The 26,527-nt window shown below is 35.4% G+C and carries 30 protein-coding genes and 2 tRNA genes; 22 read left to right on the plus strand and 10 right to left on the minus strand.

Going from position 1 to position 26,527, the window contains the following annotated elements; genetic code table 11:
• Positions 1-491 precede the first annotated feature (491 nt).
• The 8 genes from FW780_RS02670 (at position 492) to FW780_RS02705 (ending at position 6,792) form a co-directional block, all read left to right on the plus strand.
• Complete coding sequence (locus FW780_RS02670) at positions 492-929, plus strand: helix-turn-helix domain-containing protein (RefSeq protein WP_317131555.1); 438 nt, start codon at positions 492-494, stop codon at positions 927-929.
• Positions 930-933: 4 nt separating this feature from the next.
• Positions 934-1,257, plus strand: coding sequence for a helix-turn-helix domain-containing protein (locus FW780_RS02675; protein WP_149832080.1), 324 nt, complete (start codon positions 934-936; stop codon positions 1,255-1,257).
• Positions 1,258-1,288: 31 nt separating this feature from the next.
• Positions 1,289-2,176, plus strand: coding sequence for a hypothetical protein (locus tag FW780_RS02680; protein ID WP_241676826.1), 888 nt, complete (start codon positions 1,289-1,291; stop codon positions 2,174-2,176).
• A gap of 11 nt (positions 2,177-2,187) precedes the next feature.
• Positions 2,188-3,042: a complement C1q domain-containing protein gene (locus FW780_RS02685; protein WP_241676827.1), complete on the plus strand. Its 855-nt coding sequence runs from the start codon at positions 2,188-2,190 to the stop codon at positions 3,040-3,042.
• 7 nt (positions 3,043-3,049) lie between these two features.
• On the plus strand, positions 3,050-3,961 hold the full coding sequence (locus tag FW780_RS02690; RefSeq protein ID WP_174774440.1) for a complement C1q domain-containing protein: 912 nt from the start codon (positions 3,050-3,052) through the stop codon (positions 3,959-3,961).
• Positions 3,962-5,139: 1,178 nt separating this feature from the next.
• On the plus strand, positions 5,140-5,295 hold the full coding sequence (locus FW780_RS22750; RefSeq protein WP_407643672.1) for a bacteriocin-like protein: 156 nt from the start codon (positions 5,140-5,142) through the stop codon (positions 5,293-5,295).
• Between the two features lie 241 nt (positions 5,296-5,536).
• Positions 5,537-5,610, plus strand: a tRNA-Ala gene (locus FW780_RS02700).
• Between the two features lie 390 nt (positions 5,611-6,000).
• A complete protein-coding gene (locus tag FW780_RS02705) occupies positions 6,001-6,792 on the plus strand; it encodes a hypothetical protein (protein ID WP_149832082.1) in 792 nt (263 codons plus the stop codon).
• A gap of 119 nt (positions 6,793-6,911) precedes the next feature.
• Here FW780_RS02705 and FW780_RS02710 read toward each other — a convergent pair whose 3' ends face one another.
• Together FW780_RS02710 and FW780_RS02715 are read right to left on the minus strand one after the other, a co-directional pair.
• The gene (locus FW780_RS02710; protein ID WP_149832083.1) at positions 6,912-7,973 is read right to left on the minus strand and encodes a helix-turn-helix domain-containing protein; all 1,062 of its coding nucleotides are present in this window, start codon (positions 7,971-7,973) and stop codon (positions 6,912-6,914) included.
• A 39-nt stretch (positions 7,974-8,012) separates the two neighbouring features.
• Positions 8,013-8,654, minus strand: a complete 642-nt coding sequence (locus FW780_RS02715) for a hypothetical protein (protein ID WP_149832084.1) — start codon at positions 8,652-8,654, stop codon at positions 8,013-8,015.
• A 277-nt stretch (positions 8,655-8,931) separates the two neighbouring features.
• Here FW780_RS02715 and FW780_RS02720 point away from each other — a divergent pair.
• The 8 genes from FW780_RS02720 (at position 8,932) to FW780_RS02755 (ending at position 14,936) form a co-directional block, all read left to right on the plus strand.
• Positions 8,932-9,016, plus strand: a tRNA-Ala gene (locus FW780_RS02720).
• Between the two features lie 232 nt (positions 9,017-9,248).
• Complete coding sequence (locus tag FW780_RS02725) at positions 9,249-9,491, plus strand: MoaD/ThiS family protein (protein ID WP_149832085.1); 243 nt, start codon at positions 9,249-9,251, stop codon at positions 9,489-9,491.
• 5 nt (positions 9,492-9,496) lie between these two features.
• Positions 9,497-9,913 (plus strand): molybdenum cofactor biosynthesis protein MoaE, encoded by a 417-nt coding sequence (locus tag FW780_RS02730; protein WP_149832086.1) that lies wholly within the window; start codon positions 9,497-9,499, stop codon positions 9,911-9,913.
• A 46-nt stretch (positions 9,914-9,959) separates the two neighbouring features.
• On the plus strand, positions 9,960-10,835 hold the full coding sequence (fdhD, locus tag FW780_RS02735; protein WP_149832087.1) for a formate dehydrogenase accessory sulfurtransferase FdhD: 876 nt from the start codon (positions 9,960-9,962) through the stop codon (positions 10,833-10,835).
• Positions 10,832-11,182 (plus strand): DUF7009 family protein, encoded by a 351-nt coding sequence (locus FW780_RS02740; protein WP_149832088.1) that lies wholly within the window; start codon positions 10,832-10,834, stop codon positions 11,180-11,182. The genes fdhD and FW780_RS02740 overlap by 4 nt, the downstream gene beginning before the upstream one ends.
• A gap of 29 nt (positions 11,183-11,211) precedes the next feature.
• Positions 11,212-13,617 (plus strand): FdhF/YdeP family oxidoreductase, encoded by a 2,406-nt coding sequence (locus FW780_RS02745; RefSeq protein ID WP_149832089.1) that lies wholly within the window; start codon positions 11,212-11,214, stop codon positions 13,615-13,617.
• A 115-nt stretch (positions 13,618-13,732) separates the two neighbouring features.
• Entirely contained in the window at positions 13,733-14,650 is a 918-nt protein-coding gene (locus FW780_RS02750; protein ID WP_149832090.1) for a bestrophin family protein, read from the plus strand.
• A gap of 76 nt (positions 14,651-14,726) precedes the next feature.
• Positions 14,727-14,936: a hypervirulence associated TUDOR domain-containing protein gene (locus FW780_RS02755; protein ID WP_149832091.1), complete on the plus strand. Its 210-nt coding sequence runs from the start codon at positions 14,727-14,729 to the stop codon at positions 14,934-14,936.
• 9 nt (positions 14,937-14,945) lie between these two features.
• Here the strand turns inward: FW780_RS02755 and FW780_RS02760 are convergent, their stop codons facing one another.
• From FW780_RS02760 to moaA, 5 genes are read right to left on the minus strand one after another with little or no spacing between them, the layout of a single operon-like run.
• Entirely contained in the window at positions 14,946-15,986 is a 1,041-nt protein-coding gene (locus FW780_RS02760; RefSeq protein WP_149832092.1) for a HesA/MoeB/ThiF family protein, read from the minus strand.
• Between the two features lie 10 nt (positions 15,987-15,996).
• Positions 15,997-16,602: an NTP transferase domain-containing protein gene (locus tag FW780_RS02765; RefSeq protein WP_149832093.1), complete on the minus strand. Its 606-nt coding sequence runs from the start codon at positions 16,600-16,602 to the stop codon at positions 15,997-15,999.
• Positions 16,583-17,059 carry a cyclic pyranopterin monophosphate synthase MoaC gene (moaC, locus tag FW780_RS02770; protein WP_149832094.1) on the minus strand — a complete coding sequence of 159 codons (477 nt, stop codon included), beginning with the start codon at positions 17,057-17,059 and terminating at the stop codon, positions 16,583-16,585. Before moaC ends, FW780_RS02765 begins: the two co-directional genes overlap by 20 nt.
• Positions 17,060-17,067: 8 nt before the next feature.
• The gene (locus FW780_RS02775; RefSeq protein ID WP_149832095.1) at positions 17,068-18,267 is read right to left on the minus strand and encodes a molybdopterin molybdotransferase MoeA; all 1,200 of its coding nucleotides are present in this window, start codon (positions 18,265-18,267) and stop codon (positions 17,068-17,070) included.
• A gap of 2 nt (positions 18,268-18,269) precedes the next feature.
• Positions 18,270-19,256, minus strand: a complete 987-nt coding sequence (gene moaA / locus FW780_RS02780; protein ID WP_149832096.1) for a GTP 3',8-cyclase MoaA — start codon at positions 19,254-19,256, stop codon at positions 18,270-18,272.
• 303 nt (positions 19,257-19,559) lie between these two features.
• Here moaA and FW780_RS02785 point away from each other — a divergent pair, with 303 nt between their 5' ends.
• Positions 19,560-20,357, plus strand: a complete 798-nt coding sequence (locus FW780_RS02785) for a Cof-type HAD-IIB family hydrolase (RefSeq protein ID WP_149832097.1) — start codon at positions 19,560-19,562, stop codon at positions 20,355-20,357.
• A 330-nt stretch (positions 20,358-20,687) separates the two neighbouring features.
• Entirely contained in the window at positions 20,688-21,122 is a 435-nt protein-coding gene (gene arr / locus FW780_RS22755; protein ID WP_407643676.1) for an NAD(+)--rifampin ADP-ribosyltransferase, read from the plus strand.
• Between the two features lie 179 nt (positions 21,123-21,301).
• On the opposite strand, the gene FW780_RS02795 is transcribed toward arr, so the two are convergent.
• A complete protein-coding gene (locus FW780_RS02795) occupies positions 21,302-21,766 on the minus strand; it encodes a hypothetical protein (RefSeq protein ID WP_149832099.1) in 465 nt (154 codons plus the stop codon).
• Between the two features lie 132 nt (positions 21,767-21,898).
• Positions 21,899-22,582, minus strand: a complete 684-nt coding sequence (locus FW780_RS02800; RefSeq protein ID WP_149832100.1) for a hypothetical protein — start codon at positions 22,580-22,582, stop codon at positions 21,899-21,901.
• A gap of 386 nt (positions 22,583-22,968) precedes the next feature.
• On the opposite strand from FW780_RS02800, the gene FW780_RS02805 reads away from it, so the two are divergent.
• Positions 22,969-23,337 (plus strand): hypothetical protein, encoded by a 369-nt coding sequence (locus FW780_RS02805; protein WP_149832101.1) that lies wholly within the window; start codon positions 22,969-22,971, stop codon positions 23,335-23,337.
• A gap of 39 nt (positions 23,338-23,376) precedes the next feature.
• On the opposite strand, the gene FW780_RS02810 is transcribed toward FW780_RS02805, so the two are convergent.
• Positions 23,377-24,015, minus strand: a complete 639-nt coding sequence (locus tag FW780_RS02810; RefSeq protein WP_149832102.1) for a hypothetical protein — start codon at positions 24,013-24,015, stop codon at positions 23,377-23,379.
• Between the two features lie 181 nt (positions 24,016-24,196).
• Between FW780_RS02810 and FW780_RS02815 the strand changes: the two genes are divergently transcribed.
• The 3 genes from FW780_RS02815 to FW780_RS02825 all read left to right on the plus strand — a co-directional run bounded on the left by FW780_RS02815 (position 24,197) and on the right by FW780_RS02825 (position 26,521).
• The gene (locus FW780_RS02815; RefSeq protein ID WP_407643673.1) at positions 24,197-24,742 is read left to right on the plus strand and encodes a C40 family peptidase; all 546 of its coding nucleotides are present in this window, start codon (positions 24,197-24,199) and stop codon (positions 24,740-24,742) included.
• Positions 24,743-25,013: 271 nt separating this feature from the next.
• The gene (locus tag FW780_RS02820; protein WP_149832104.1) at positions 25,014-25,625 is read left to right on the plus strand and encodes a methyltransferase family protein; all 612 of its coding nucleotides are present in this window, start codon (positions 25,014-25,016) and stop codon (positions 25,623-25,625) included.
• A gap of 83 nt (positions 25,626-25,708) precedes the next feature.
• Positions 25,709-26,521: a 2,3,4,5-tetrahydropyridine-2,6-dicarboxylate N-succinyltransferase gene (locus tag FW780_RS02825; RefSeq protein WP_047375006.1), complete on the plus strand. Its 813-nt coding sequence runs from the start codon at positions 25,709-25,711 to the stop codon at positions 26,519-26,521.
• Positions 26,522-26,527: the final 6 nt, after the last annotated feature.

Here is a 26,527-nt window from a genome sequence, read left to right on the forward strand (position 1 = left end):
ATTTCGGAAATTATAATGCTGTTTTTTATGATAAATATTTGATTATTAATTTTATATGTGTTGGTTGGCGTTTTCATACTTTGTGCCTTTCTTTTATTCTATTAAATGATTTTAGCGTTGGGTTTTACCTTAAAATCTTTCCTTCAACAGATTTTCAGACATCAAAAGATAGCTGGATTGCTGATGAAAAGTATGTATTTATTGTTCAAAAAAGATTCTCAATCACAAAAGTTTAACGAACGTCAAATAGCAGTATAATATGAATGTCTTAAGGCATCTTTTTTCAGTAATATAAACCGAATTTCTTACTACACACATTTATTTGGCATATACCAATCATCTACATTTGCGATTGAAGAATGCTGTATGCACCGATAAGGATTTTAAAAATTAAATCTAAATATATAAGGATAAAGCAGCCTTTGGTATGAACACAAAACTCTAAACAAAAACCTGAATGATGAAAAAAATAACTTTAAAAGCCTTCCGCTATGATCCTGGACCTTAAAAACATTCATATAGGGTCTCTGATAAAACAACGTATCGAAGAAATAAACATCAATGTACTTCGGATATGTAAATTTCTGAAATGTACAGAAGACGAATTGAACTCTATGTTATCAGAAAAGTCTTTGGATTCTGAAATAATCTTGAAACTAAGTACACTGCTGGAATATGATTTTTTCAGACTTTATTCCCAGTATCTGATCCTTTATGCTCCTCAAACGATTTCAATAGACCCTGAAAAGAAAACCGCTCTTCCTCAATACCGGAAAAATATATACACAAAAGAGATGGTAGACTTTATTTTGGAACAAATTGAAAATGGAAGTAAAACACAAATGCAAATCGTAAAGGAGTATAGAATTCCGAGATCTACTTTGTATAAATGGGTGAACAAATATGCACAATCAAAAAAGAAAGAGTAATTACATGAAGAACACACCTGATTATAAAAAAATTTTTAATGATATAATCAACATAAAATTCCCGGAAAAAAAAGAAATATGCAGCCATTTATTAGCTAAATCAAATTTAACGGTACTTGATATTATAGACCTTAATGAGCTTCTTTTCAGAAACAGTTCTAAAGAAAACAGCATTTTTAACCAGAAGCACCGCTCTTATAATAAATCTGTGATTTATCAGATATTAGAATATCAGAAAAAGAACCGGCTGAACAATTCCCAACTTGCCGGACATTTTAAATTAAGCAGAAATACGGTTACTAAATGGAAAAGTCTCTTTCCGATCTAATTTAAAAAATATAAAACAGATGAATAAAAAAATGATCATAGTAATAGTGGTGGGAATACACGGTTTTTTTTCTCCTGCTGTTGCCCAAACAGGGATAGGAACATCAAATCCACAAGGTATTTTACATGTAGATGGTGCCAGAGATAATGTCGCCACCGGAATTCCAACAGCCAGCCAGGCCGCAAACGATGTTATTATCAACAAGACTACAGGTTTTTTAGGGCTGGGAGTTCTTCAACCTAAAGTAAAGCTTGATACGAGATCTGCGGGCCTGGAAAATGCTCTGGGTTTAAATACAACTACGATGAGTGCAGCTTCGGCAGGAGCGGGAGCAGTGCGGTACGATGTCATCAATGCACCTGTAGGAGCAAAAATTGAAGTATCAGATGGCTCTGTGTGGAGTAAAGCCTATATTGCCCCTCAGAAGTCGGTTGTAGTGGCACGTAAAATTACAAGCCAGTCAATAACACAGGGTTCTGCGACCAATATTGGTAATTGGAATGTGGTACGTGATATGAGCAATAGTTTTGATGCCACTTTAGGAGTTTTTACAGCTCCCCGCGATGGTACGTATACCTTTTTATTAACTTATAATTTTAATGGAGTAGTCATTAATGATGGTTCCAGGGTTGAATCACAGTTTTACAATACCACAACAAACACTGTTCTGGCGAGTGTTTATAAAACCTTCGGACAATCGATGACAGGCACTCCTGATGATGCTAATGCAACCCGGTCTACACAAGCCGGAGGATCAAGTACAGTTACCCTTACGTTAAGTTCCGGTACAAAAGTAGTGACGAGGCTTTGGCATAATCTCATTTCGAGCGGAGCCGTTACACTCAGAGTCACAAGTAATTCTACAGATCCCACTAATCCGGATGATGGGTTTAATAATTTAACAATTATCGAACATTAAAAAAATTCAATATGATGAAAAAGAATAGAAGTTTACCCTATACATTGCTTGCATATATTTTATGTTTTTCCTCCGGTAATCTCTTTGCACAGGTAGGTATTTTTACTCATAACCCTGCACAGACTTTACATATAGATGCTGCAAAAGACAACGGTAATACACCGGATGCTTTGAAATTATCTAATGATATCGTTGTAAGCGCAACAGGCAACATGGGAATCGGACTGCTGAATCCTATTACCAAACTTGATCTTCGTTCTGCAGATAATAAAGGAATTATAGGGGTGGGAACAAGTGTGCAAACACCAGTCGAGGCCGGTGCAGGTGCTATACGTTATAATACAGGTGGGTTTTTAGAATACTCAGATGGAGAACAGTGGATTGCTCTTCCTCTTACGGCACCAACCAAGGCTCTTGTGAATGCCAATAAAACCTCTGCGCAAAGTATTGGGAATAATACAACTACCACAATATCAGGCTGGAATGAGACCGTAGATTTAGGGACAGCAGTTCCCAATGGAGATTTTGATCCTTCCAATGGTACTTTTACAGCTCCCCGAGACGGATTTTATCTGGTATCGTTTAATATTACGCTAGCGAGTGGAAACATCCCTAAAAATACATTTATAGAAACGGCAATTGAAAGTAATCAGAGCGCTGAGAATATTCCCATATTTAAAACATTAAACTCTTATCCTGCATTTCAGGCAGGAGCAGTAAGCAATTTTATTAGTGGAAACTGTAATGCCATTTTCAATCTGAAGACAGGTAACACAATTAAATTCAGTGTTAAACATAATTTAGGTACTGCAAGAAATACCTTAAATGATGGGAAATTAAATAATTTAAGTATTAGTGAGCTATAAAAATAACATGATGATACAACTATATAAAATCAAAGAAACATCCTTAATGTTCACTCTTCTGCTTTTAGGAGTGTTCCATGTTAATGCACAAATAGGATTTGGAGTAGGAAATCCGGCAAATCCCGTTGAAATCAATACTGATGCCGGGAAGGTTGTTATAGATAATACGGGTAGATTGGGAGTATTGGTTTCCAGCCCCAAGGTTGCTGTAGATTTGCGCAGTGGAAATAATGGTTCAGTAGCGATAGGCAATACAGATAAAACGGCCAGCCAGGCTGGGGCAGGGGCTTTAAGGTATGTTGCAAGTCCCGCTATTGGGGTTAAAGGCTATTTAGAATTTTCTGATGGGATAAACTGGGTAAGTTTTTTTCCTAAAGGTAAACCACGTATTGTGGTGATGGCCAATAAGGTAACTCAGGATACCTATGTGTTTGAAAGTGCAACCCCTTCAGAAATAGGAACCAAATCCGGTATTGTGCAGCGTAGATCGTCTTATTTAACCAATTGGGTAGAAAAACTTGACTCAGATTCAGGAGTGCCTACAAACAATTTTGACCCTGCAACAGGAGAGTTTGTTGCTCCCAGAACCGGAGTATATTTTGCAACCTTTACTTTTGCACTGCAGTCCAGTCAGGTTAATACCGGAGGAAATAACCAGACAGAAGCCATTTGGGAGGTCAGAAATCCGGGAGGTACAATTACTCAAAGGGTAAAAACTAATAACGGATATGCTTCTGATACAGGAGCCAGTCCCAATGCTGTGCCTGTGGGTTCTGCATGTACTGTAAGTGTTTATTTGAACAAAGGAGACCGGTTAAGACCCTTTACCTGGATTACAGTAGCTTTTGACGGAACAATAAGCCAATTTGATATCTCGGGCAGCGGAGCATACAATTCCCTGACGATAGTAGAACAATAGTGATATTGATTTATAATTATGTTCTGAAAATATAAATTTTTTATGGGAAATCCTTCTGTCTTGTCATTATTTAACTGACAGCAACTGACTGATAACCCAAACTTGTATGGACAATACACAAATGTCTTAATATATCTTGAGAGGCTTCCTTTTTAGGGAGCCTCTCAAATTATTTTTATCTGTTATTACTGAATTCCTGATTTTTAATAAAATATCTTCTGTTATGAAATTTTATTAAATGTGCATTATGCATTTTTTAAATTTTGTAAAATAATAATGAATTATTATAAAACATAAAGCAAAAAAACAAACCATATTCAGTAAAATTTTATAATAAAAATATCATATTTTTCACTTGTTTTTTTTAACCCTTTACCAATCCTCAGTAATTAAAAATCCCCTATTATAAAGGATTTATGATATTTTAACATACGTTTTATGATCTGAATCATAATGTTTAGACTTGTATTTCACTATATTTGGAATAATAAAACTAAGCCATGAAATAAGGATAACATAAAAACTTGTTAAACTAAAAATTATTAAAGATTATCAAAGATTATGAAGAACTTATTTTCATTAAAAGGAAAGAGGAAGGACCATATTATAAGGTATTTTAAAAAAAAGATGTACCAATTGATCGAAAAGGGCGACTGGATAATTTTTACAATAAAGAAATGGTACAGGACAATGACTATATCCTGTTTCATAAGTAATGATCTGGTTACTTTAATTATCGTAAAGACGAAGGTTACCCCATTTTATGAAAAATATACGGTATTGTAGCATGGGTATATAATGCTATTCTGGCATATTAGATGAAATTTTTTTTGCCATTTTACCTAAGAAAAACTTTTAGTCTTCGCTTTTACATTTTCCAATATCTGCCTTTTTATTCCCGGATGTTTCTATGGAGTAGATATATAACTACCTGAAAAAGACCTGATAAACCAGAACAATCCATGCTATTGAACATATCCAGGTGATAATCCCGATTAGTTTTACAAGCCAGTCTGAACTTTGAAAAAATAGGCAGTCTTTAATAAATTCTTTCATACTTCTAAGATACTTTTATAGAATGTATATTGTTTACGGTAATCCGTAATGATTATTTTTTTATTTTAAATCTCTAGTTAGGGAATAATGATTATATTTGGACCTAAACTAAAATCAAAACCATGAAAAATTTAAAGAAAATCTCTAAGGAGGAATTGAGAAGTATTAATGGGGGTCAAAAGGTATGTTTACCAGGACAAAGAGAAATGCATTGCCCTAATAGCCCAATACCTCAATGCTATTGGCAAGAAAATACAATGGAATGTCCAGATTTTTAAAATACAATCCCTCGTCAAGAGGGATTTTTTATTGAGGGGTATTCAAAATTTATAAATCAAAATTTTCCGGTTTTTTCCTGTGTGGTTGATTTCTATTTTTCACAAGCTTTACATTTATGATTTATGAAATGATTTCTATTCTTTCAGCGTTTCAAATTTTCATAAAATAAAAATCACAAAATAGTTGCATATATTATTTAAATACTTACTTTTGTACCCGCTTCGTAATTAAAGAAGATACGGGGGATTGGCGCAGTTGGCTAGCGCGTTTGACTGGCAGTCAAAAGGTCACGGGTTCGAATCCCGTATTCTCCACTACAGGAAATCCTTTTTCACAAAGGATTTGAGATATTTAGACTTTTTGGAAGCGTATTAATCAGTAACAAAAATAGTAACAATTAATACGCATGAAAAATTTAAACTTCGGATGCAAAAGATCCGACTTTCTAGTTACCAATTCAAAGATGATTGGTCTATTCAATACCGTTTTTACGAGCCAAATAGAAAAAACCCATTTACTTACCGTCGAAGACTAAACCGATTCAAGGGCGAAAATATGTAGCTTAATATAATTGATCTTAAGGAAATCACGAACAAAAAGCACGAAATCAGTAAAGACTGGTAGAAAAGATAAGTAAAAACAAACCATGGAGTATGGCGGTCTCTTATTGGAGACTTTTGCTATATTTGGAAAAACGAACAACTATGACTTTTGGAAATAAATTATATCGAGTAGTAAGAGAATCAAGACTTTTAATGTTTGACATTGGAGAAAGGATCGCGCTATCAAGGACTGCATTTACGTACTATCGTGATAATATCAGTGTTGCAAGCAATGACTCTGTGATAACAGTAAGAACGCCAATTGGTTTACATCCGAATGATGAAGTAATGGAGTCGGAATATAAGTACCAACAGAGTCAATTAAAATATACTCTAAATAAATTATGTATTGATGAGTTGCCTATTGATGGATTGTATAAAATGGTTACGATGGTTGAAGGTATATTAATACAGGTCTTGGATGAAATACTTCAAAAATATCCTTCAAAAGTTGGAAGCAAAATTAAAGTTGATGCTGGAGTCATAATTGAATCACAATCTTTAGAAGAATTAAAAAGATATTTATTCAAAAGAATAATTAATGATATTACGTACAAGTCGCCGGAGGATTTCGCGAAAGAATTTAAGGATTTCACAGGTATTGACCTTGGTAAATTCGCAATGTATAATAATTATATTGAATTAAAAGCCACAAGAGATTTGTATATGCATAATAATGGAATTGTTAATGAAATATATCTTCGTAAAGCAAAGGGGCTTGGAAGGGCTTTGGAAAATGAAAAAGTAGTATGCGATTATGATTACTTTCTAAAATGTTATGAAGTATGCCTGCAACTAGTAGAATTCATCGTAGACGAACTAAACACTATTTGGGAAAGTAGTGAATATCTCGAGTGGAAAGCAAGGGTAGTGGAAAAATTCATAAATAAATAATCTTCGGATTGCTATCCATTCTTACAAAATATCTATAGTGAATTCTAAAAATAATGAAGACACAAATTACACCTCCTAAATTATAGAACAAGAAAGCCCCGGATGTCGGGGCTTTTTTATTATCTTACTATTTTAAGCGTAAATGGCTGATCGAAGTAAAAGATTTTCCTTAAAACATCGATCGGTAAAGAAAATGCTTTTGATAAATCTTCATAGCTATACTCAAGATCGTTTTTAATAAGGTAGAAAGCATCATTAAAATACTTTGGTTTATCAATATACACTGGACCTTCTTCGTTTTTGCTTTGTCCTGTTCTGCTCATTTCAATAGAAAAAAATCTGTATCGATCCTTATCAATATAACCTAGATCTTTTGCTCTTCTAATAATTGAAGCCATACTTGTAAGCCAGTACTGCTTCAATGGTAAAAGATCAGCCATTCTTAAATACTGCAATGACCGACCTATTTCATCTTCTGGCATTAAAAATTCACTAGTGAAAATTTCTGTTTCTCCTTCTCTACATTTTTCATCTCTATAAGTTGAAATGGCATAGTTATTTTCATTATGCATTAGGATATGACCTAATTCATGAATTAAAGTTCGTCTTTTTCGATCGTTTGGAAAATTTTTATTGACTATAATAACTGGATATCCTTTGTCTGTTATAAATGATATTCCGTCAAACTTATCTATAGTGTCAATTTCATAAACTATAACACCAGCATTCTCCAACAAGGAGAACACATCTCGTACAGGTTCGTCCGATTTAAGTCCTAAAATTTTCCTAGTGTAATTTGCAATATATTTTGGAGTAAAGCCTTCTTCAACATTTAGCGGTTGCAACCTAAACTCAGGCCATTCTATCAATGTTGCCATTTGATCGACAACATATCCAATGATCTTACATTGAGATTCAAAAAGAGAAATGGATGATTTCAGAACTGTTGCTTTTTTTCTATAATGAGCATGCTCTAAATTATTATAAATTCTCTTTGTGAAAAATTCTTCAGGAAAATCCAAATACGTAATTATACGTTGTTGAACTTGTTCTGAGAGTACACTTAAACCCTTCTCAAATTTCGATAAATTTGACTGGGATAAACCAGGGATTGCATTAGATAACTCTGTCTGCGTCAGAGATCTAAATTCTCTAGCAAAAGTTAACTGTTTATGATTCATTTTATACTATTTGGATAAGAAGTAGATGAAGTTCCACTCTTAATTACTTTTTTTGATTCGAGGTTTGTTTTCCTCTCGAAGTTGCGGCTTATTAATTTCTTTCGGCTGAGTTAAAGGAATTGTAATTTCAGATTGATGAATAGCAAATCTAATGACACCTTCGTCAAGGTAAATCAATTGGGGGTCTACTATTTGATTAAGACGATCTTTTTTATAGCCAAAAAATAATATAGGTTCATCCTGATAATCGCTATCTTCCATCGCAAATAAGCTTAACGTTTGCTTCTGATTGCTGATGTTCTGAACGTTTTTCGTCTTAATGTTCATTGGCTTTCCCGTATTAGAAAACTTTTTGAACAAAATAATATATCCTTTTGCTCTCAAAGTTATTCTAAAATACTTTCCAAATGATGCTTGTAGTTTAAAGCGGGAAAAAAGCTCTTCTGCAAAACAACTTTGAAGAATGTTTGGTTCTAAATTTCCAGATCTTGCTTCAGGTTTAAATTGCTTTAATGCATCGTTTGTTCTCTCTCTTGCAATCTGAAATACTTCAAAAAGCATAGGTAAAATATCTTTTAAATCATACCTACAGCCATCATAATTTGCAAGCCTCCTTTTGCCTTGCATGTGTCTCGAAGAATTGTTATCTTCGCTCTCTAAAAAATAAGGATTTACATTCATAACGTTTATTCTTTTAACTATCTCTGTTGCCGCAGAGATATTTTTATTTCTACAAATATATAAAATAACATATAATGTTGTATATAATTTTATGTAAAATGTTGTATTTTTTTAAAAGTGACGCAAGGGGCTTTTAAAACTATTTTGCTTTACGAAGGTTAGTTTTTTTTATATAGGAAATTATCAATATTTTAGCAGTGTAAAATCGTGTACTCGATCGTGTACTAAGCTATCAAAAGGTTAAAATATTCGTCTTTTTTGAATTATTTAACTCATTGATAATTAGATTAATTAATAAATAGAGGAAAGTGGATTATTGACTGGCAGTCAAAAGGTCACGGGTTCGAATCCCGTATTCTCCACATTGTGTAACTGATAAAGTCTTCAGAATACACTAAAAGATTGATAAATCCTGCAAAAATTAAATTGCAGGATTTTTTTATTTCCCAACCAGCAAAATTTTCAAATAAACTACTAGTTTATCGTAAGATCGTGGCAATTTTAGCTTTAAAAATGAGTATTATTGTAAGAAAATTAATATTCTGCAATATGTATGAGTTTTAATAAAATATTATTAATCAGCTAAAATTAAAAATGATACTCAAAATATTAGCATTCGGAATAACGAAAGATATTTTCGGAACCTCAGAAAAAGAAATAGAAATAGATGAAGGTGCCGATGTTAAAGCACTGAAAACACTTCTGGAAAAAGATTTCCCGGAACTGAAAAAATTGAAATCCTATTTTATTGCCGTTGATGATGAATATGCAGAAGACAGCCAGATTGTAACGGTTTCTAACGAAATAGCAATAATCCCTCCGGTAAGCGGTGGATAACAGATATGATTGATATAAAAATAACAGAGAACCCACTGGATATCTCGGAATGTTTTACCCTTGCTTCCGATCCGGCATGTGGAGGAATTGCATCATTTATAGGAACAGTACGAAATCATACTAAAGACAAAACTGTCACCAGGTTGGAATATGAGTGCTATGAATCTATGGCCGTTAAGGAGATGCGAAAAATTGCAGATCAAGCTATTTCTTTATTTTCAGTAAAAAATATTGTCATTCACCACCGTACCGGGATTTTGTTTCCAGGAGATATTGCAGTGATTATAGTTGTAAGTGATGGACATAGAAATGCTGTTTTCGATGCGTGCAGTTACATTATTGAGACGATCAAACAAACTGTTCCTATCTGGAAAAAAGAAATATTGGAAAACGGAGAAGAATGGGTTTCTGCACATCCCTGATTTGAGGAATAAAATTTTGTACCTTTACTAGACCAGTTATTAAATCATGAAAGCCGATCTGTTATCCAATAAGTCAGTCAAGCAGATAGAAATTGTCAAAATCAATGGAAACAGCAGTTTTCCCTTTACAGATGATATTTCTATAGAAGAACCTTTGGAAATAAGGGTTTCATATCTTGTTGGAGATCAAAAAGAATCTAAAAATATATCCGTAACCATGCGGACTCCCGGAAACGATGCGGAGCTGGCAGCAGGTTTTTTATTTACGGAAGGAATCATTTCCAGTCGGAATCAAATTAAAAATATATATTACCCGGAATTACAATGTTCCAGAAACAGTGACAATGTTGTGATTGTTGAGCTTATTGATAATTTTGCTCCTGAACTCAAGAAAACAGACCGAAACTTTTATACAACTTCCAGTTGTGGTGTGTGTGGAAAAGGCTCTATAGAATCTATACGTACTGTAAGCCCTTTTCTTCATCATAAAAAAGAAAACACAGTTGTTTCTCTTGAAATGATTTATCAATTATCTGAAAAACTACGCTCTTTTCAGAATAATTTCAGTGTTACAGGAGGTATTCATGCTTCCGGTATTTTTAATTTGGAAGGCAGTCTTCTTGCCTTACGGGAAGATGTTGGAAGACATAATGCATTGGATAAGCTTATAGGCTATGCGTTATCTGCAGATATGCTTCCTCTCACAGATAAAATTCTGGTTTTAAGCGGAAGGGCCAGTTTTGAACTTATTCAGAAAGCGGCTATGGCAGGAATCACCATTGTTGCAGCAATAGGAGCGCCTTCCAGTCTGGCAGTAGATCTTGCAAAAGAATTTGATATCACTTTATTAGGCTTTCTCCGGGATAACCGTTTTAATATTTACCATCACGGAAGCCATTTTAAAATTGAAAATTTATTATGAAAATAAGAATTAAAGACAATTCAGTAAGATTTCGTCTTACACAGTCTGAGGTTGCAGAATTAGGGAAGAACGGAGCTATCTCAAGCTTCACAGAATTTATAGACCGTCCGTTTATTTATACTATTGAAAGAACTGATGATACAGAACTTTCTGCAGCTTTTATCGAAAATAAAATAGTTCTGAAAATGCCAGAAACAATGATCACAGAATGGATTTCTACAGACAGAGTAGGCTTTGAAGGACTATCCGGACTGGTGAAAATTTTAATAGAAAAGGATTTTGTATGCATTGATAATACATTGGAAGATCAAAGCGACAATTATCCTAATCCAAGCCTGAAATGCTAATATTTCATTTTTTTTAAAATTAAAAAATTATGGAAAACAGAAATGAATTCAATACAATAAAAGAGGACAGCAGTCAGTTACCTTCAGCAGAACCTCCTTATAAATTGCTGGATTTGAAACTGAAACCACCAAAAAATTGGGCAGCGGGATTTCCGGCTGTTATCCATTCATTGGACCAGTTGGTGCTAAATGCTTCTGTTCTCCGTGGTGGAAGGGCACTTTTCAGTATGAATCAGTTTGACGGTTTCGATTGTCCGAGCTGTGCCTGGCCGGATCCGGATGATGAACGTTCTAAATTAGGTGAATACTGCGAAAACGGTGCAAAAGCACTGGCAGAAGAAGCGACCTCAAAAACAATAGGAGCAGATTTTTTCAGAGAAAATTCTGTGTACGATTTAGCAAAACTAACAGATTTTGAAATCAGCCAGTTAGGAAGAATTGCAGAGCCAATGTACTTGCCCAAAGGCGGAACACATTATCAGTCAATAAGCTGGGACGATGCCTTTGCCAAAATTTCCGAAAAATTAAATGCATTGGATTCTCCCAATGAAGCCATATTCTATACCTCAGGAAGAACCAGTAACGAAGCCACATGGGTATATCAGCTGTTTGCCCGTGAATTCGGAACCAATAACTTTCCGGATTGCTCCAATATGTGCCACGAAACCTCCGGTTATGCACTTTCCAGAAGTATTGGTATTGGAAAAGGAACCGTAAAGCTGGAAGATTTTTATGATACTGATCTGATTATGATCATAGGGCAAAATCCAGGAACCAATTCACCACGAATGCTTTCAGCTTTGACTAAAGGAAAAAAGAACGGAGCGAAAATTATGGCCATCAATCCGCTTCCTGAAGCTGGATTAAAAGGTTTTAAAAACCCTCAGGAAGTTCGTGCTTTGCTGAATAAACCTTACGAGTTGTCAGATTTATACCTTCCTGTGAGAATCAATGGAGATATGGCACTTTTAAAAGCCCTTCAGATTTTGGTTTTAGAAGAAGAAGCTAAAAATCCGGGGAAAGTTTTAGATCAGGATTTTATAATGAATAAGACGGCAGGTTTCAATGAACTGGCTGAAGAATTGAAACGCTATGACCTTAATTTTTTATCGGAAGAATGTGGGATTTCAATTGAAAATCTAAGGGAGGCCGCACAAATGATTGCTTCAAAAAAACGCATTATTATTTGTTGGGGAATGGGAATTACCCAGCAGCATAATGGTGTGGAAATGATTTATAATATTGTGAATCTTCTATTAATGAAAGGAAGCATAGGAATTCAGGGTGGGGGAGCTTGTCCTGTTCGCGGTCACAGCAATGTGCAGGGAAACAGGACATTATTAATTAACCATCATCCTACCACTGCACAATTAGACAGATTAGAAGAATATTATGGCTTTAAAGTTCCCAGAGAAGGCGGCTACGATGTTGTGAACGCATTAAAAGCGATGCATCAGGAAAAAGTGAAATTTATGTTCTGTATGGGCGGAAATTTCCTTTCGGCAGCACCGGATACAACTTTTACTGCTGAAGCTATGCGAAAACTTGAAATGTCTGTGATTGTCTCTGTAAAACTCAACAGAAACCATCTTATCCATGGAAAAGAAGCTTTGATCTTACCGGTAATTTCCCGAAGTGAAAAAGACATGATCAATGGAGAACTTCAACATGTAAGTACAGAAAATTCAATGGGTGTTGTGGAATGGTCAAGAGGTATTCTTGATCCTATTTCAAAGCACCTCATCAATGAAACGCATGTTGCCGCCAGAATGGCAAAAGCTGTTTTGGGAGAACGTTCTGTGGTAGATTGGGATAAATTTATAAATAGCTATGATGCCGTTCGTAATGATATTGAACAATGTATCCCGGGATTTGAAAATTATAACAAAAGAGTAGTTCAGAAAGGAGGTTTTTATCTTCCAAACGGACCAAGAGATGGGATCTTCAACAGTGAGTTCTACCCGGGAAAAGCCACTTTCAATATAACAGCTGTACCCGACAATTCGCTTGCTGATGATGAATATCTGATGGGAACTACCAGAACACACGATCAGTTCAATACAGTTGTTTATGGTTTGAATGACCGTTACCGTGGGATTTTCAATGAAAGAAGGATTGTCATGATGAACGAAAAAGATATTGAGAAGGCTGGCCTCAAAGAAGGGGATCATGTAGACCTTTTCAATTATGATGATGGAATTGAAAGAATAGCTCCTCTTTTTATTGTCGTAAAATATCCTATCCCACAGAAAAGCACCATGACTTATTTTCCTGAAACCAATGTTTTGGTTTCCATCAATAATGTAGTAAATGGAGCTAATATGCCGGCTTCCAAATATGTCCGTATAAAAATCCGAAAACACAGCCCTGACATTTTTAAAAAGATTGATGACCATGTAATTGCAGCAGCGGGAACAGGTCTGGAATCATCTTAAATACAATAAAATATGATCATAAAGCAGCTGTTTTTGCGGATGTAATTTGTTTATAGTATCAGCTAAATGGATCAGTAAAAAAATTCCGGGTGAAACAATATTTTACAGTTTAATAATGATAATAAGAAAAAAGGAACACTGGTTCAGAATGCTTTTCGTATGGCATGGTTCTGTTTTGCCAGCATTACTTCCCCGTTTGGGGTTGCTTTTAATGCTTTCTTTATTGGTGACCTATTTCCATGGAACAATTTTTTCGTTTAAAGTTCCCCTAAACCCAGCACCACTTACGCTGTTCGGTTTTGTATTGGCTTTATTTCTCGGGTTTAGAAACAATGCCAGCTATGACCGCTTCTGGGAAGGACGTAAGTTATGGGGGGCATTGTTGAACACTGCCCGTGCCTTGACCCGCCAGGCAATCACTTTGAAAAATCTGAATGATAATCAGGTTTCAGTTCATCATTTTGTTCAGTTGCTTAGTGCTTTTGTCTTTGCACTGAAACATCAGCTGAGAGGAACAGATGCCTATGAAGATTTACAAGTAAGGCTTAATGAAGATCAACTGAAAATTGCCGCAGCATCAAAATATAAACCGGCAGTTATTATGCGGCTGCTTGCAGAATGGGTACAGATAGCAAAAGAGGATGGCTATCTGGATTCTATACAACAGGCACGCTTTGATGAAAATTTTGATAAGCTTTCTGATATTTTGGGTGGATGCGAAAGAATTATTTCAACTCCTATTCCTTACAGTTACAGGGTTTTGCTACATCGGACTGTGTATATTTATTGTTTTCTGTTACCTTTTGGGCTGGTAGATTCGCTAGAATGGTTTACACCCCTTATTGTTGTATTTGTGGCTTATACTTTTGTTGCATTTGAAGCGATAGCGGATGAGATTGAGGAGCCTTTCGGAACGGATGCCAACGATTTGGCTCTCAACAGTATGTGCATTATGATTGATGAAACAATTCATGAAATGGCCGGAGAACAGATTGCTATTTCTCAGAAAATGCCTCAGAACATTATTGACTGACAGAATCTAAAAACTTTAGCAGATATCCGGAGAATTCCAGGGTCAAAAAAGTTTATTTGATTAAAAGATAAATGATATGAAAACAAAATTTAAGATAGGAGATAAAGTAAGCTGGAACTCTGAGGCAGGAAGAGTTTCAGGAACAATCATTACCATCCATACAAAAGACTTCAGTTATAAAGGCTACACTCATCATGCCACTGAAGACAGTCCTCAATATGAAATCAAAAGTGATAAATCTGATCATATTGCAGCTCATAAAGAATCTGCACTCACAAAGATTTAATCTGTTATTTTATGGCTGCATCTTATGAATGCCGTCTTTTAATGAAAATATGTCTTTATCAGGAAAAACTTTTTTTATTTTTCTTACAGCTTCTGCACTGCGTTTCCCGGATTGACAATACATCAAAATTGGTTTTGAAAAACCGGAAAAGGAATGTACATAATGTTCTAATTCTTCTACAGGAATATTGGTTCCTCCTATATTAAAATGCTGATGCTCTTCTGCTGAACGTACATCTATAATTTCAAAATGATCTTTCTCCTGTATCAGTTCTTCAAATGTAACAACCTGAACAGTCTGAAGTAATGCTGTAATCTGTACAGCTGTTTTCTTTAATTTAATAACGTGGGTTTTGCCGTTCAGAACATTCATCATCCATAATTTTCCTGCTAATATATCCTGTGGCTGAGTAAAATATTTTATAGCTTCATTGGCCTGCATACACCCAATAATGCCTGCCAGTGTAGGAAGTACACCGCCTTCTCTGCAGTTGGGAACCTGTGATTCTTCCGCATCAGGAAAAACATCACGGTAATTGGGGGAGTATGTGCCGTCTTTTTGCAAAACATTCCATACACTTACCTGACCTTCATACTGGTAAATAGCTCCATAGACTAAAGGTTTTCCAGCCAAAACACAGGCATCATTTAATAGACATTTCGTTTCAAAATTATCTGTTCCTTCAACAATCAGATCGAATTCCGAAATCAACTCCATAACATTTAAGGAAGTTACTTTCAAACGATAAGGAATAATAGAAACAGACGGGTTTTGCTGCTGTAATTTTTTTGCGGCAGCATCTACCTTATATGTTCCAATATCATGAGGGGCATATAGAATCTGACGATGCAGGTTGCTTTCTGAGACAAGATCATCATCCGCAAGGCCTATAGTTCCTATACCTGAAGAAGTAAGATATTGTGCTGTGGGGCAGCCGAGGCCTCCCATTCCCACAATCAGAACTTTAGCATTATTAAGCAATTCCTGGGAAGAAATACCAAATCCCGGTAAAGAAATCTGGCAATGATAACGTTCAAAAGGATCACTCATGGGTATTTTTTTATAACTTCTTTAGAATTTCCTCTGCTTTTGCCATTTCTTCCGGTGTATTCACATTCATCAAAGCATCAGGATTATTTGGTTTTAATATCAATGTATCACTATTCATCAGAACTTTTCTGGGACAGGTATTTCCCAAACCTAAAAAATTCAGAAGTAAGGGATAGCTTTTGGGTTCCCAGATTGTGATCAATGGTTCCGGTAGACCATCAAAAGGACTTTCGTAAGTTGTTGCAGCTTTTTCAACATCTCTGGAACGAATCAGAAATTCTAATGATTTTTTATCCAGCAAAGGAAGGTCACAGGCTACTACAAGCCATGCTTTATCTCTTTGAGAGCGCAAGGCAGAAAGTATTCCGCCGAAAGGACCCATATTTAAAAAAGTATCGGTAAGGGCATTGTAATCCGTATCGAAATGTTCCAACTGATCCTGTCTGCAGGAAATAAAAACATTCTCACAAAACTGAGCTAAAAGATCAGCTGCATAATACCGTTGTTCTTTCCCGTGCCAATTGATTTTATCTTTAGGATTTCCCATTCGCAGACTTTTTCCTCCAGCAAGTACCAGCCCGTTCAATGGAGGGAAATCAATCTCTTTTGAAATCATTTTTTCCACCTGATTTTTCAATTAATTTTATCTCTTTGATCACAATATCATGGCTCATCGCTTTACACATATCATAAATTGTAAGAGCGGCAACAGATGCTCCTGTAAGAGCTTCCATTTCGATGCCTGTTTTTGCTTCAATCTCAGCTGTGCAATAGATTTCAATCTCGTTTTCAGCATTGATATCAATATCAATTTCACAGTTATCCATACCAATAGGATGGCAGAGGGGGATTAGCTCACCTGTTTTCTTAGCGGCCATTATTCCGGCAATAATGGCGGTCTGGAATACAGATCCTTTCTTAGTCTTGAAATCATCTTGTTGGAGTGCTGCCAGAATATTTTCAGGAAGTATTACAACCGCTTTAGCCATTGCTTTTCGGTGCGTAATTTTTTTGCTGCCTACATTCACCATGCCCGGCTGTTCCTTTTTATTAAGATGTGAAAAGTTTGTCATGTGTAAGATTAAAAATTATATTTCCAGACTTTGTATACTTCGCCCTTCCTGAATTCTGTTTTTTCAAGAGGAAGTTCTATAAATGCATTGGTTTCCGCAAGATGGGAAAAATCTCCGGAACCATTGGTGTTGATTGATTCTGCAATCAGCTGTCCGGATTCGTTTACATTGAGTTTTACCTGTGCAAAATACTGCAACGGAAAAGGAAAATCAAGATCATTCTGCAAAATAGCGTATTGTGTTGTTTCCGGAATCTCTAAAGACCTTTCCAACCAGGGAATAAAATACCGGTGAAGACACATAAATACGGAAACAGGATTCCCAGGAAAGGCGAAAATAAGTTTTTCATTTTGGCTTTTTCCAAACCAAAAAGGCTTTCCCGGTCTTTGCTTTATTTTGTGAAAAAGTTTTTCTACTCCCAGCTCTTCGCAGACTTTTGGAAGATAATCAAACTTTCCCATAGAAACTCCGCCACTCATCAGCAAAATATCATACCCTTCAATACATTGCGAAAGCTTATTTTTTATTAACTGAAAATCGTCATTCAAATGCAGCAGATCTGCACTGATCTTATATTTTTCTAAAACAGATTTTATAGTGATTCCATTGGAACGCCTTAGCTGAAATGGAGTAGGTTTGTCTTCAGGAGATATCATTTCGTCTCCGGTGGAAATAATAACAACTTTGGGAAGCTTTTTTACGGTTAATAAAGTTTTTCCAACTGATGCAGCAATCCCTAGAATGGAGGGTGTGATGACCTGATTTGCTGTTACCACTATTTCTCCAGCTTTTTTATCCTTTCCTTTCAGGTGGATATTCTGTCTTTTTTTAATCGGAATAGTAAAGCTCACGAGATTATTATCAATTGCAATATCTTCATAACGAATCACAGTATCTATAGAAGAATGCAATGCTGCTCCGGTCATGATTTCAATGCATTCGTCTTTAGCATCAATGAAAGCAGGAACTTCTCCGGCGGCTTGTACAGCCTTTATTTTATAGGTGTGAATTCCATTTTCATATGAATTGAAACTGATTGCAATTCCATCTACCGTTGACCTGTCAAAAGGCGGTAAATCACAGTCTGCAAGAATATTTTCAGCTAAAATTCTTCCTAATGCATTTTCATAGAAAACCTCTTCCGTTCCAAAATCTTTGATTTGTGAAAGTAAGATTTCTTCTGCCTGTTGTACACTGATCATTTCCATAGTTATCCTCCGATTGTTGCCATAGACTGATGAATTTGTGATGCACTCAGGCTCACTTTTTGAGCTTCCCATCCGTCCTTTGGCTTGTTTTGTATGCTGTTGATGATTATACTTTTCAGCTCTTCATCTGTTTTTCCCATCCGGATCTCATCTTTGAGATTTACGCCGGTACCTTCATAGAGACAGGTTCTGAGAATACCGGAAGGCGTGATTCTTATTCTGTTGCAATCTCCACAAAATGAACGTGTATAAGCTGCAATGATTCCTATATTTCCTGCAAAACCGGGAATCTGATAGTTAGATGCCGTTGAATTTTTAGGATCCTGAACTTTTTGTATTTCAGGGAAATATTCCTTTATATGATTATAAATCTGTGAGAAATTCCATTTCAAAGAAACATCTGTATCACCACCGTTGAAGGGCATTTCTTCGATAAAACGAACATCAACGGGAAGAGTTTTCGTAAGTTCCACCAAGGGATTAATATCCTCAATGTTTTCATTTTCCATCACCACCGTATTAATTTTTACTTGGATATGATGCTGAAGAAGACTGTCTAGTGTTTTCATGACCTTATCAAAGCTATTTCTTCGGGTAATTCTGAAAAACCGTTCTTTATCAAGGGTATCAAGGCTTAGATTAACAGATTTAATTCCCAATTTTTTAAGCTCCGGAATATAAGGTTCTGTAAGAAGACCATTGGTCGTGATACTGAGATCAGTCAGACCATCTAATTGTGATATTTTCCGGATAAGTTCAATACTGTTTTTTCGGACAAATGGTTCTCCTCCGGTAATTCTGATTTTATCTACTCCCATTTTTGTAAATACGGAACAGATTCTGAGCATTTCTTCATCAGTCATTAATTCCTTTTGCTTAATCCATGTAAGACCATTTTCCGGCATACAGTAAGTACAGCGGAGATTACATCGGTCTACGATAGCAAGCCTGAGATAATTAATATTCCTTCCAAATTTATCTGTCAACATTTTAAATACAATGAGTCCTATTACAAATATACTGAATGTTTTTTGTGGTGATGATCAATTTTAGACTTATTACTTAATAATCTCTTTTTTCAAAGTTGGGATATTAAAGCTAATTTTTGTTGTAATTGGTTTTACCGAAAAGGGAACACGGAAAAAGAATCATTAAGAAGATTAAAAAGTCAGTAAAATGAAATATTAAGAAATATTCATTGAAAGAAAAAATAATAAAATCGGTATCTTTGAAAAAGAATAAACCAATTGTGATTCTGATTCATTCAGAATATAGCCTTTCCCACTAAAATTATGGAGCATATTAAATTAATTGTTACCGACATGGACGGAACTTTTCTCAATTCCAGCCATCAAATAAGCCCTGAATTTTCAGATGTTTACAAGGAACTGAAAAAAAGAAACATTTTATTTGTACCCGCAAGCGGCAGACAGATGCCCGGAATTACCCATTATTTCGGAGATATAGAGAGTGAAATCGGTTTTATTGCTGAAAACGGCGGTTATGTGATCTATAAAGATCAGGAACTTTTTGCAGATAGGCTGGAGTATAATCATATTGTTGAGATTATTAAGACTGTTCGTGAAATACCGGGAGCTAAAGCGGTATTGTCAGCTAAGAAATATGCTTATTATGAAACCGATGATCAGCAGTTCGTAGATTTTTTCTCAAAGTATTATACCCAAAACATGAAAAAAGATGATCTGACGGAAAAAATAGATGATACAGCCTTTAAAATTGCAGTATATCATCCGGATGGTTCTGAAAAACATCTTTACCCTGCTCTTAAAAAATTTGAAGATATGGGCCTTGAAGTAGTTATTTCCGGTGCGCATTGGCTGGATGTCATGAATAAAGATATTAATAAAGGGAATGCCCTGAAAATACTTCAGAAGTCTCTGGGGATTTCTCCCGAAAACACGATGGCCTTTGGGGATTATATGAATGATATAGAAATGCTGAAGAATGCAAAATATTCTTATGCTATGGAAAATGCTCATCCTGATGTGAAGCAGATTGCTAATTTTGAAGCTTCTACTAATGACAGCTTTGGTGTATTGAAAACAATTAAAGCTTACCTGCAAAACTGATTTTTCTGAAAAAAATAAAACATGGAATTTTCACCTTTTAATAATGTTATCAAGCTTTGCCTTCAGGGGATGAGCATGGAAGATAAAGACATGCCTGAAGATGCGGAAAGACTGTTTTTACAAGCTTGGGATGAAGCGACAGACGATCATGAAAAATTTCTGGCAGCCCATTATGTGTCACGTCATCAAAAAACATCAGCTGATCGTTTGAAGTGGCTTGAAACCTCTTTAGAATTTGCATTAAAAATAAATGATGATACGGTTAAAAGTGCATTACCTTCTCTTTACTTAAATATTTCTAAGTGCTATGAGAGTTTAGGAAATATGGAAATGTCAAAAAAGAATGCTGAACTGTCACTGTTATTAAAAAATCACCCTTCTGATAAAGGACCTTTTTACCATGGAACAAAAGCGGATTTGCAGATTGGAGATGTACTGACGGCAGGCGGAAACTCAAATTATAAGTCTGAATTAAAAATGAATCATATCTATTTTACAGCTTTAATTAACGGAGCAGGGCTTGCTGCTGCTTTGGCAAAAGGTGATGGAGTAGAGCGCGTGTATATTGTGGAACCAACGGGTATTTATGAAAATGATCCCAATGTGACAGATAAGAAATTCCCGGGAAATCCCACCCGTTCTTATCGTTCCGAAATGCCTTTAAAAATTATTGGCGAGGCTAAAGAATGGACAAAACCCAACCCTGAAGATCTTAAAAGATTTCGTGAAAAATTAGATGACAGCAAAGGAGAGATCATCAATTAGTCTTATAAACCTTTATATTAATAGTATGAATATAAAATAACAGCAGCAATGAAAATCTCTGATTATGATTGTACGCATAAAAGGAAGAATGAATATTTCATAGATTTGGGATAAGTTTTTCATTCATCCAATAGTTTTAGCCTCCCGATGGGGGCTTTTCTGTTGGGTAATTTAGCAACTTAAATGAGGTGACGGCAGATCGTTTTATATTGTCTGGAGAAAAGTTCCGGTGCGACCTTCATTTCCAGCAATGATAAGATTCTATTGAATTGTCTTTTTAAATAAAAACTTCTATCGAGTTCCAGTGATTTTTCACCATAGTATAAAATACAGACCGGAGTCTGATATTTTCCAACCATTTTCATCTCTATTCTTGTAATATCAGTCCAGAGAAAATGATGCTGCTTCAAACCTCCAGTAAAGCGAATATCCGTATTTGAAATGACTAGTTTTAGCCGGGTATACATGAACATACTAACAACAATCAGCAAAAGGAATGGTGTCAAAAAAACAACCTCTTGTGCAAAGTCATTCTGCATCACAAGATTAAATCCGGTTATCGCTAAGAGAATTCCGAAAAAATAACAGATTATTTTTAACCATTGTGGTGAGGAAAAAGTTTCTTCAGTCAGTATCTGTTTCATATTGTAATAGTACGGTTTTTAAACGATGTATTTCTATTCCTTATAAAAAATGGAACCAATCATTAACGAAATTTCAAAAAAAAACAGCCACAATTTAATTATGGCTGCTCTTTTGAAATCAAATATCGACTATTATAAAGATCTGGAACGTGCAATGTTGATAAGATACACAAGATGTGCAAACATGCTTCGTTTTACAGACTCTACTTTTATATCTCCGGTGGTCTGGTTGATCGTTGTTATGAGATCAGTATTGCATTGACCATTGAAGTTGCCAACCCCTAAATAGTTTACAGTATTGGCTGTTGGGTAGGAGATTCTTGGATAATCCGGTGCTGTCTGATTAGCAACAGGGGTCGTTCCGCTGAATCCTTTATTGTCAACATACCGGGCTGTCCAGGTTCCTAAAAACTGTCCGTTACCTGTATTGATGCCCTGTCCCACAATAATTTGGGTGTCTACAGGATTGGTAAATCCGGAACAGGAGGTGTAATGATTTAAAGAAACGGTACAGGAAGATGCATTATCAGTGGGTTGAAAGCATTTTCCTTCATAGACGGTGAACCTTTGTTCAGTGGAAGAAGTGGAAGTGTTCAATAAAGCTTTCGGAGCGAAAATTTCTTCAGGAGATATAAGCGTTAAAACTCCCTGTGCATCCGCTGCAACAATTTTTTTTTCAGCATTTGAAAGTCCTCTTACTCTTACCAGACCATTGACATCCAGTGTATGAGAAGGAGCAGATGTATTAATCCCAACCTGTGCTGTTAAGCTCCCACCAATAGCAAGTGCTGTCAAAAAGAATGTTCTTGTTTTCATGTTGTTTTTTGAAAAGGTTAAATTTTTCACTAATATAGGAAATAACTTTAAAACTGATGTAGAAATAGCCTGAAATCTGATATAAAGTATTTGTAAACAGATATTGAACAGCATAATATTAAATTTCAGATGTCATTTTTTAAATAACTCAAAATTTATACACCTTGTATTTGTTTGAAAAATATTTGTATTTTAGCCAAAATATGTTGTTTTTTAATAAACATATTGGGTGCTAATTAAAATTCAGATAATTTGAATGAAAAAATTAGTAGATTTGCACGGAACAAAAAAATAATAAATATTAAGCACTATTCTCTGTGACGGAATTTTTAGAAGGGAAGTACATGGAGAATAACAGGATTTTAGGTTATAAAACTACTGAAACTATGAAGAAACTTTTTTTACTTTTATTAACGGCGTTTTTATTTATCGGCTGCAGTTCTAATGATGATACCATCTATGATTATGTAGGAACATGGTCAGGTTCTTATGAAGGAAATGATAAAGGAGTTTGGAACTTCGTGGTAGATGAGAGTGGTAAAGTGGTAGGAACAATGCATTCCGATGTTAATAATGAAAACTACAGCATTTCCGGAAATTTAAGTGAGACAGGAGACCTTAACGCAAGAGTAGGACTTCCTTCACAAGGAGATTTCAAGGGAACGTTAACAACGGAGAAAAAAGGAAACGGAAACTGGTCCAACGCACTTCCTACACCGGCACAATCAGGAAGCTGGAAAGGAGAGAAGAAATAAAACAAGAAAGTCTGCAGAATCTACTGCAGACTTTTTTATTTAAACAAATCCCATGTGGGTAATCTCATCGTGATCATTCTTCAAAACTATAAAGTAAAGGAGAAGATCATTTTCTGAAAAATATTTTTTAAAAGGCTTTTGCTGTTCTTGACTCCAGTTGATTATTTCTTCAGCATATTCTGTGCTGTAATTTTCAGAATCTAATTTTATAGTTAGAATTACGGCTTTATCAGCAATACAATCAATATTTTTATAGAGAATCTGATCCTCAATTCTGATACAATCCGAAATAGTAGGAATTATACCCAGCTGAAATTCTCTCAGGAGTTTTCTTCCTTCCTCGGTCTCTAATCCATTTTCAACCGTTCGTTTTCCCCTTCCGGAAATCATATCCAGGTCTTTGATCATGGTCATAACCTTTGCAAACTTCTGGTAGAGGAGGGGATCACCTGCTTCTTTGATATAAAGTTCCAGAGTACTCCTGATAATCTTTCCAATTTTGGAGCAATGCCCGAATTCCGAACTGTTCTGCCGTACTTTCTCATACGTCGGGCTTTTTTTAAAAGCAGTTTTATTGAACCCGCTTTTCTTCCGAACCACATTCTTACCGTTCAGATTATAAAATACAAGGTCGCCTACAGCCCCTGTGATCTTGATGAGACTTTCATATGTTGCCATATTTTCAAAATAGAGATCAAATATACCAATAAATAGTTGAAAACAAAATTTTAACATATATTTATAATATAGTTGTAGTATAGTTGTATCATAATTAAAATATAAAATGTATATTTGCGATGTGTTTTGTTAATTAATTATAAATCAGAAGAATATGGGAACGGAATTATTTCAACAAAAAATGAAAATAAAGCAGATCGTTGTTGTATTGGCAGCCTCTGTTTTTGTGGTTTCCTGCGGATCATCGAAAAGCGTTTCCGGTAGTAAAAAATCAAATACGAAAACGGTGGCTAAATCTGAAAACCTCAGAAAACTGGATTCAAAATTCGACGGAAGTGTATCCAGATCAATTAATGATATTCTGAAAGACGCCGAAAAGTATATAGGAACACCCTATAAATTCGGAGGAAATACATCATCAGGATTTGACTGTTCCGGATTTACTGTAAAAGTATTTGAAGAAAATGATTTCAGCCTTCCAAGGAGATCTTCTGATCAGGCAGAAGCCGGAAAAAACATTGATATCAAAGACGTAAAACCCGGTGATCTTTTGTTTTTTGCAACAGCTGGAGGAAGCAGAGTATCTCATGTTGGGATCGTCCATGATATTGGTCCGGATGGAGAAGTGAAATTCATCCATGCTTCTACCTCAAAAGGAGTAATGATTTCATCCCTGAACGAAAAATACTGGAATAAGGCCTATCTTCATGCCCAAAGGGTTTTGTAAGACATTGATTTAATAAAGCCCGGATGGTAATAGTCAGAAAAATAATTCAATAGTGACGGGCTTTAGCACATTTAATAAAATAACAATCAACCAGCTTTAGCCAAAATTTATATAATTATACTCTTTAACCACCCCGTCAAAAATTCTTTGAATTTTCGCCACCCTCCGGAGGAGGGGAATTCTTACACTTTCAGTTGTAATTTTCTGTAATGAATCATTGCAATAGTATTGCATTCTGAAACGCCGGAAATTTGTCCAAAACTATTCTCACATGACAGATTTCATCAAATTCTTTATTCCTTTATATTTTATACTATTTTTTACCATTTCCTTTGTTGGGATTAGTTATAAAGTAGCCAAACAGATAGGCAAAAACCCGAATGTTCTTCCTAAGGATGGCTCTGCTTATGGACTTGTAGGATTGTATTTTAAAATCATTCTGTTTGCATTGTTTATTTATGCAATGTTTCTTTCATTTTTTCCTGAAGATGTTTTTTCTGCTTGTAAGATCAGCTTTCTGGAGGATATTACCGTTCAGTATATAGGATTTATTGTAATGATTCTGGCTTTGATTTGGGTGATCACAGCTCAGATTCAAATGAAAAATTCATGGCGGATAGGGATTGATAATACAACAAAAACAGAACTTGTGACTCATGGATTATTCAGATATTCAAGAAATCCTATATTCCTGGGAATGACGATAAGCCTTGTCGGTTTTTTTCTTGTTATCCCAACGGTAATTGCTTTAATGTTCCTTTTAATTGGAAGTATTTTGATGCAGATTCAGATCCGGCTTGAAGAAGAGTATTTGATGAAAGAACACGGACAAATTTACACAGCTTATAAAAAGAGAGTTAAACGCATGTTTGGCCTTTATTAAAAGCATAATGTTAAAAACTGTTTTGCTGAACTTTTTTGTATCTTTGGCCGGTATAATTTTTCAAACTAATTTAAATAAGAAACATGTCGTTACAACAAACTATTGAAAATATTTGGGATAATAGAGAACTATTACAAAATGAAGACAGCCAGAAGGCGATCAGAGAAGTTATTTCTTTAGTTGATAAAGGTGAACTTCGTACTGCTGAACCTACAGAAAACGGATGGCAGGTAAATGAATGGGTGAAAAAAGCTGTAGTAATGTATTTTCCGATCCAAAAAATGGAAACTATTGAAGTAGGTCCGTTTGAATTTCATGATAAAATGCCTTTAAAAAGAAACTATGCTGAAAAAGGTGTGAGAGTTGTACCACATGCAGTGGCGAGAGAAGGAGCTTACATTGCTCCGGGAGTAATTTTGATGCCATCTTACGTAAATATTGGAGCTTATGTAGACTCAGGGACGATGGTAGACACATGGGCTACAGTAGGAAGCTGTGCGCAAATCGGGAAAAATGTTCACCTGAGTGGTGGTGTAGGTATCGGTGGAGTATTGGAGCCATTACAGGCGGCACCGGTAATCATTGAAGATGATTGCTTCATTGGTTCAAGATGTATCGTTGTAGAAGGAGTTCACGTAGAAAAAGAAGCGGTGTTGGGTGCTAACGTAGTACTTACGGCTTCTACAAAAATCATCGATGTTACAGGAGATACACCTATTGAAATCAAAGGAAGAGTTCCTGCACGTTCTGTAGTAATCCCTGGAAGTTATACAAAACAATATCCGGCTGGAGAATATCAGGTTCCATGTGCTTTGATCATTGGTCAGAGAAAAGAATCTACAGATAAGAAAACATCTCTGAATGACGCATTGAGAGATAATAATGTAGCGGTTTAAAATTAA

Source organism: Chryseobacterium sediminis, assembly GCF_008386505.1.
Classification (GTDB): Bacteria; Bacteroidota; Bacteroidia; order Flavobacteriales; family Weeksellaceae; genus Chryseobacterium; species Chryseobacterium sediminis.

Excerpts from the sequence above, each read along its gene's own strand:
- FW780_RS02670 (WP_317131555.1), top strand. The coding sequence starts at position 492 with ATGATCCTGGACCTTAAAAACATTCATATAGGGTCTCTGATAAAACAA.
- FW780_RS02675 (WP_149832080.1), top strand. The coding sequence starts at position 934 with ATGAAGAACACACCTGATTATAAAAAAATTTTTAATGATATAATCAAC.
- FW780_RS02680 (WP_241676826.1), top strand. The coding sequence starts at position 1,289 with ATGATCATAGTAATAGTGGTGGGAATACACGGTTTTTTTTCTCCTGCT.
- FW780_RS02685 (WP_241676827.1), top strand. The coding sequence starts at position 2,188 with ATGATGAAAAAGAATAGAAGTTTACCCTATACATTGCTTGCATATATT.
- FW780_RS02690 (WP_174774440.1), top strand. The coding sequence starts at position 3,050 with ATGATGATACAACTATATAAAATCAAAGAAACATCCTTAATGTTCACT.
- FW780_RS22750 (WP_407643672.1), top strand. The coding sequence starts at position 5,140 with ATGAAAAATTTAAAGAAAATCTCTAAGGAGGAATTGAGAAGTATTAAT.
- FW780_RS02705 (WP_149832082.1), top strand. The coding sequence starts at position 6,001 with ATGACTTTTGGAAATAAATTATATCGAGTAGTAAGAGAATCAAGACTT.
- FW780_RS02710 (WP_149832083.1), bottom strand. The coding sequence starts at position 7,973 with ATGAATCATAAACAGTTAACTTTTGCTAGAGAATTTAGATCTCTGACG.
- FW780_RS02715 (WP_149832084.1), bottom strand. The coding sequence starts at position 8,654 with ATGAATGTAAATCCTTATTTTTTAGAGAGCGAAGATAACAATTCTTCG.
- FW780_RS02725 (WP_149832085.1), top strand. The coding sequence starts at position 9,249 with ATGATACTCAAAATATTAGCATTCGGAATAACGAAAGATATTTTCGGA.
- FW780_RS02730 (WP_149832086.1), top strand. The coding sequence starts at position 9,497 with ATGATTGATATAAAAATAACAGAGAACCCACTGGATATCTCGGAATGT.
- fdhD (WP_149832087.1), top strand. The coding sequence starts at position 9,960 with ATGAAAGCCGATCTGTTATCCAATAAGTCAGTCAAGCAGATAGAAATT.
- FW780_RS02740 (WP_149832088.1), top strand. The coding sequence starts at position 10,832 with ATGAAAATAAGAATTAAAGACAATTCAGTAAGATTTCGTCTTACACAG.
- FW780_RS02745 (WP_149832089.1), top strand. The coding sequence starts at position 11,212 with ATGGAAAACAGAAATGAATTCAATACAATAAAAGAGGACAGCAGTCAG.
- FW780_RS02750 (WP_149832090.1), top strand. The coding sequence starts at position 13,733 with ATGATAATAAGAAAAAAGGAACACTGGTTCAGAATGCTTTTCGTATGG.
- FW780_RS02755 (WP_149832091.1), top strand. The coding sequence starts at position 14,727 with ATGAAAACAAAATTTAAGATAGGAGATAAAGTAAGCTGGAACTCTGAG.
- FW780_RS02760 (WP_149832092.1), bottom strand. The coding sequence starts at position 15,986 with ATGAGTGATCCTTTTGAACGTTATCATTGCCAGATTTCTTTACCGGGA.
- FW780_RS02765 (WP_149832093.1), bottom strand. The coding sequence starts at position 16,602 with ATGATTTCAAAAGAGATTGATTTCCCTCCATTGAACGGGCTGGTACTT.
- moaC (WP_149832094.1), bottom strand. The coding sequence starts at position 17,059 with ATGACAAACTTTTCACATCTTAATAAAAAGGAACAGCCGGGCATGGTG.
- FW780_RS02775 (WP_149832095.1), bottom strand. The coding sequence starts at position 18,267 with ATGGAAATGATCAGTGTACAACAGGCAGAAGAAATCTTACTTTCACAA.
- moaA (WP_149832096.1), bottom strand. The coding sequence starts at position 19,256 with ATGTTGACAGATAAATTTGGAAGGAATATTAATTATCTCAGGCTTGCT.
- FW780_RS02785 (WP_149832097.1), top strand. The coding sequence starts at position 19,560 with ATGGAGCATATTAAATTAATTGTTACCGACATGGACGGAACTTTTCTC.
- arr (WP_407643676.1), top strand. The coding sequence starts at position 20,688 with ATGTCAAAAAAGAATGCTGAACTGTCACTGTTATTAAAAAATCACCCT.
- FW780_RS02795 (WP_149832099.1), bottom strand. The coding sequence starts at position 21,766 with ATGAAACAGATACTGACTGAAGAAACTTTTTCCTCACCACAATGGTTA.
- FW780_RS02800 (WP_149832100.1), bottom strand. The coding sequence starts at position 22,582 with ATGAAAACAAGAACATTCTTTTTGACAGCACTTGCTATTGGTGGGAGC.
- FW780_RS02805 (WP_149832101.1), top strand. The coding sequence starts at position 22,969 with ATGAAGAAACTTTTTTTACTTTTATTAACGGCGTTTTTATTTATCGGC.
- FW780_RS02810 (WP_149832102.1), bottom strand. The coding sequence starts at position 24,015 with ATGGCAACATATGAAAGTCTCATCAAGATCACAGGGGCTGTAGGCGAC.
- FW780_RS02815 (WP_407643673.1), top strand. The coding sequence starts at position 24,197 with ATGAAAATAAAGCAGATCGTTGTTGTATTGGCAGCCTCTGTTTTTGTG.
- FW780_RS02820 (WP_149832104.1), top strand. The coding sequence starts at position 25,014 with ATGACAGATTTCATCAAATTCTTTATTCCTTTATATTTTATACTATTT.
- FW780_RS02825 (WP_047375006.1), top strand. The coding sequence starts at position 25,709 with ATGTCGTTACAACAAACTATTGAAAATATTTGGGATAATAGAGAACTA.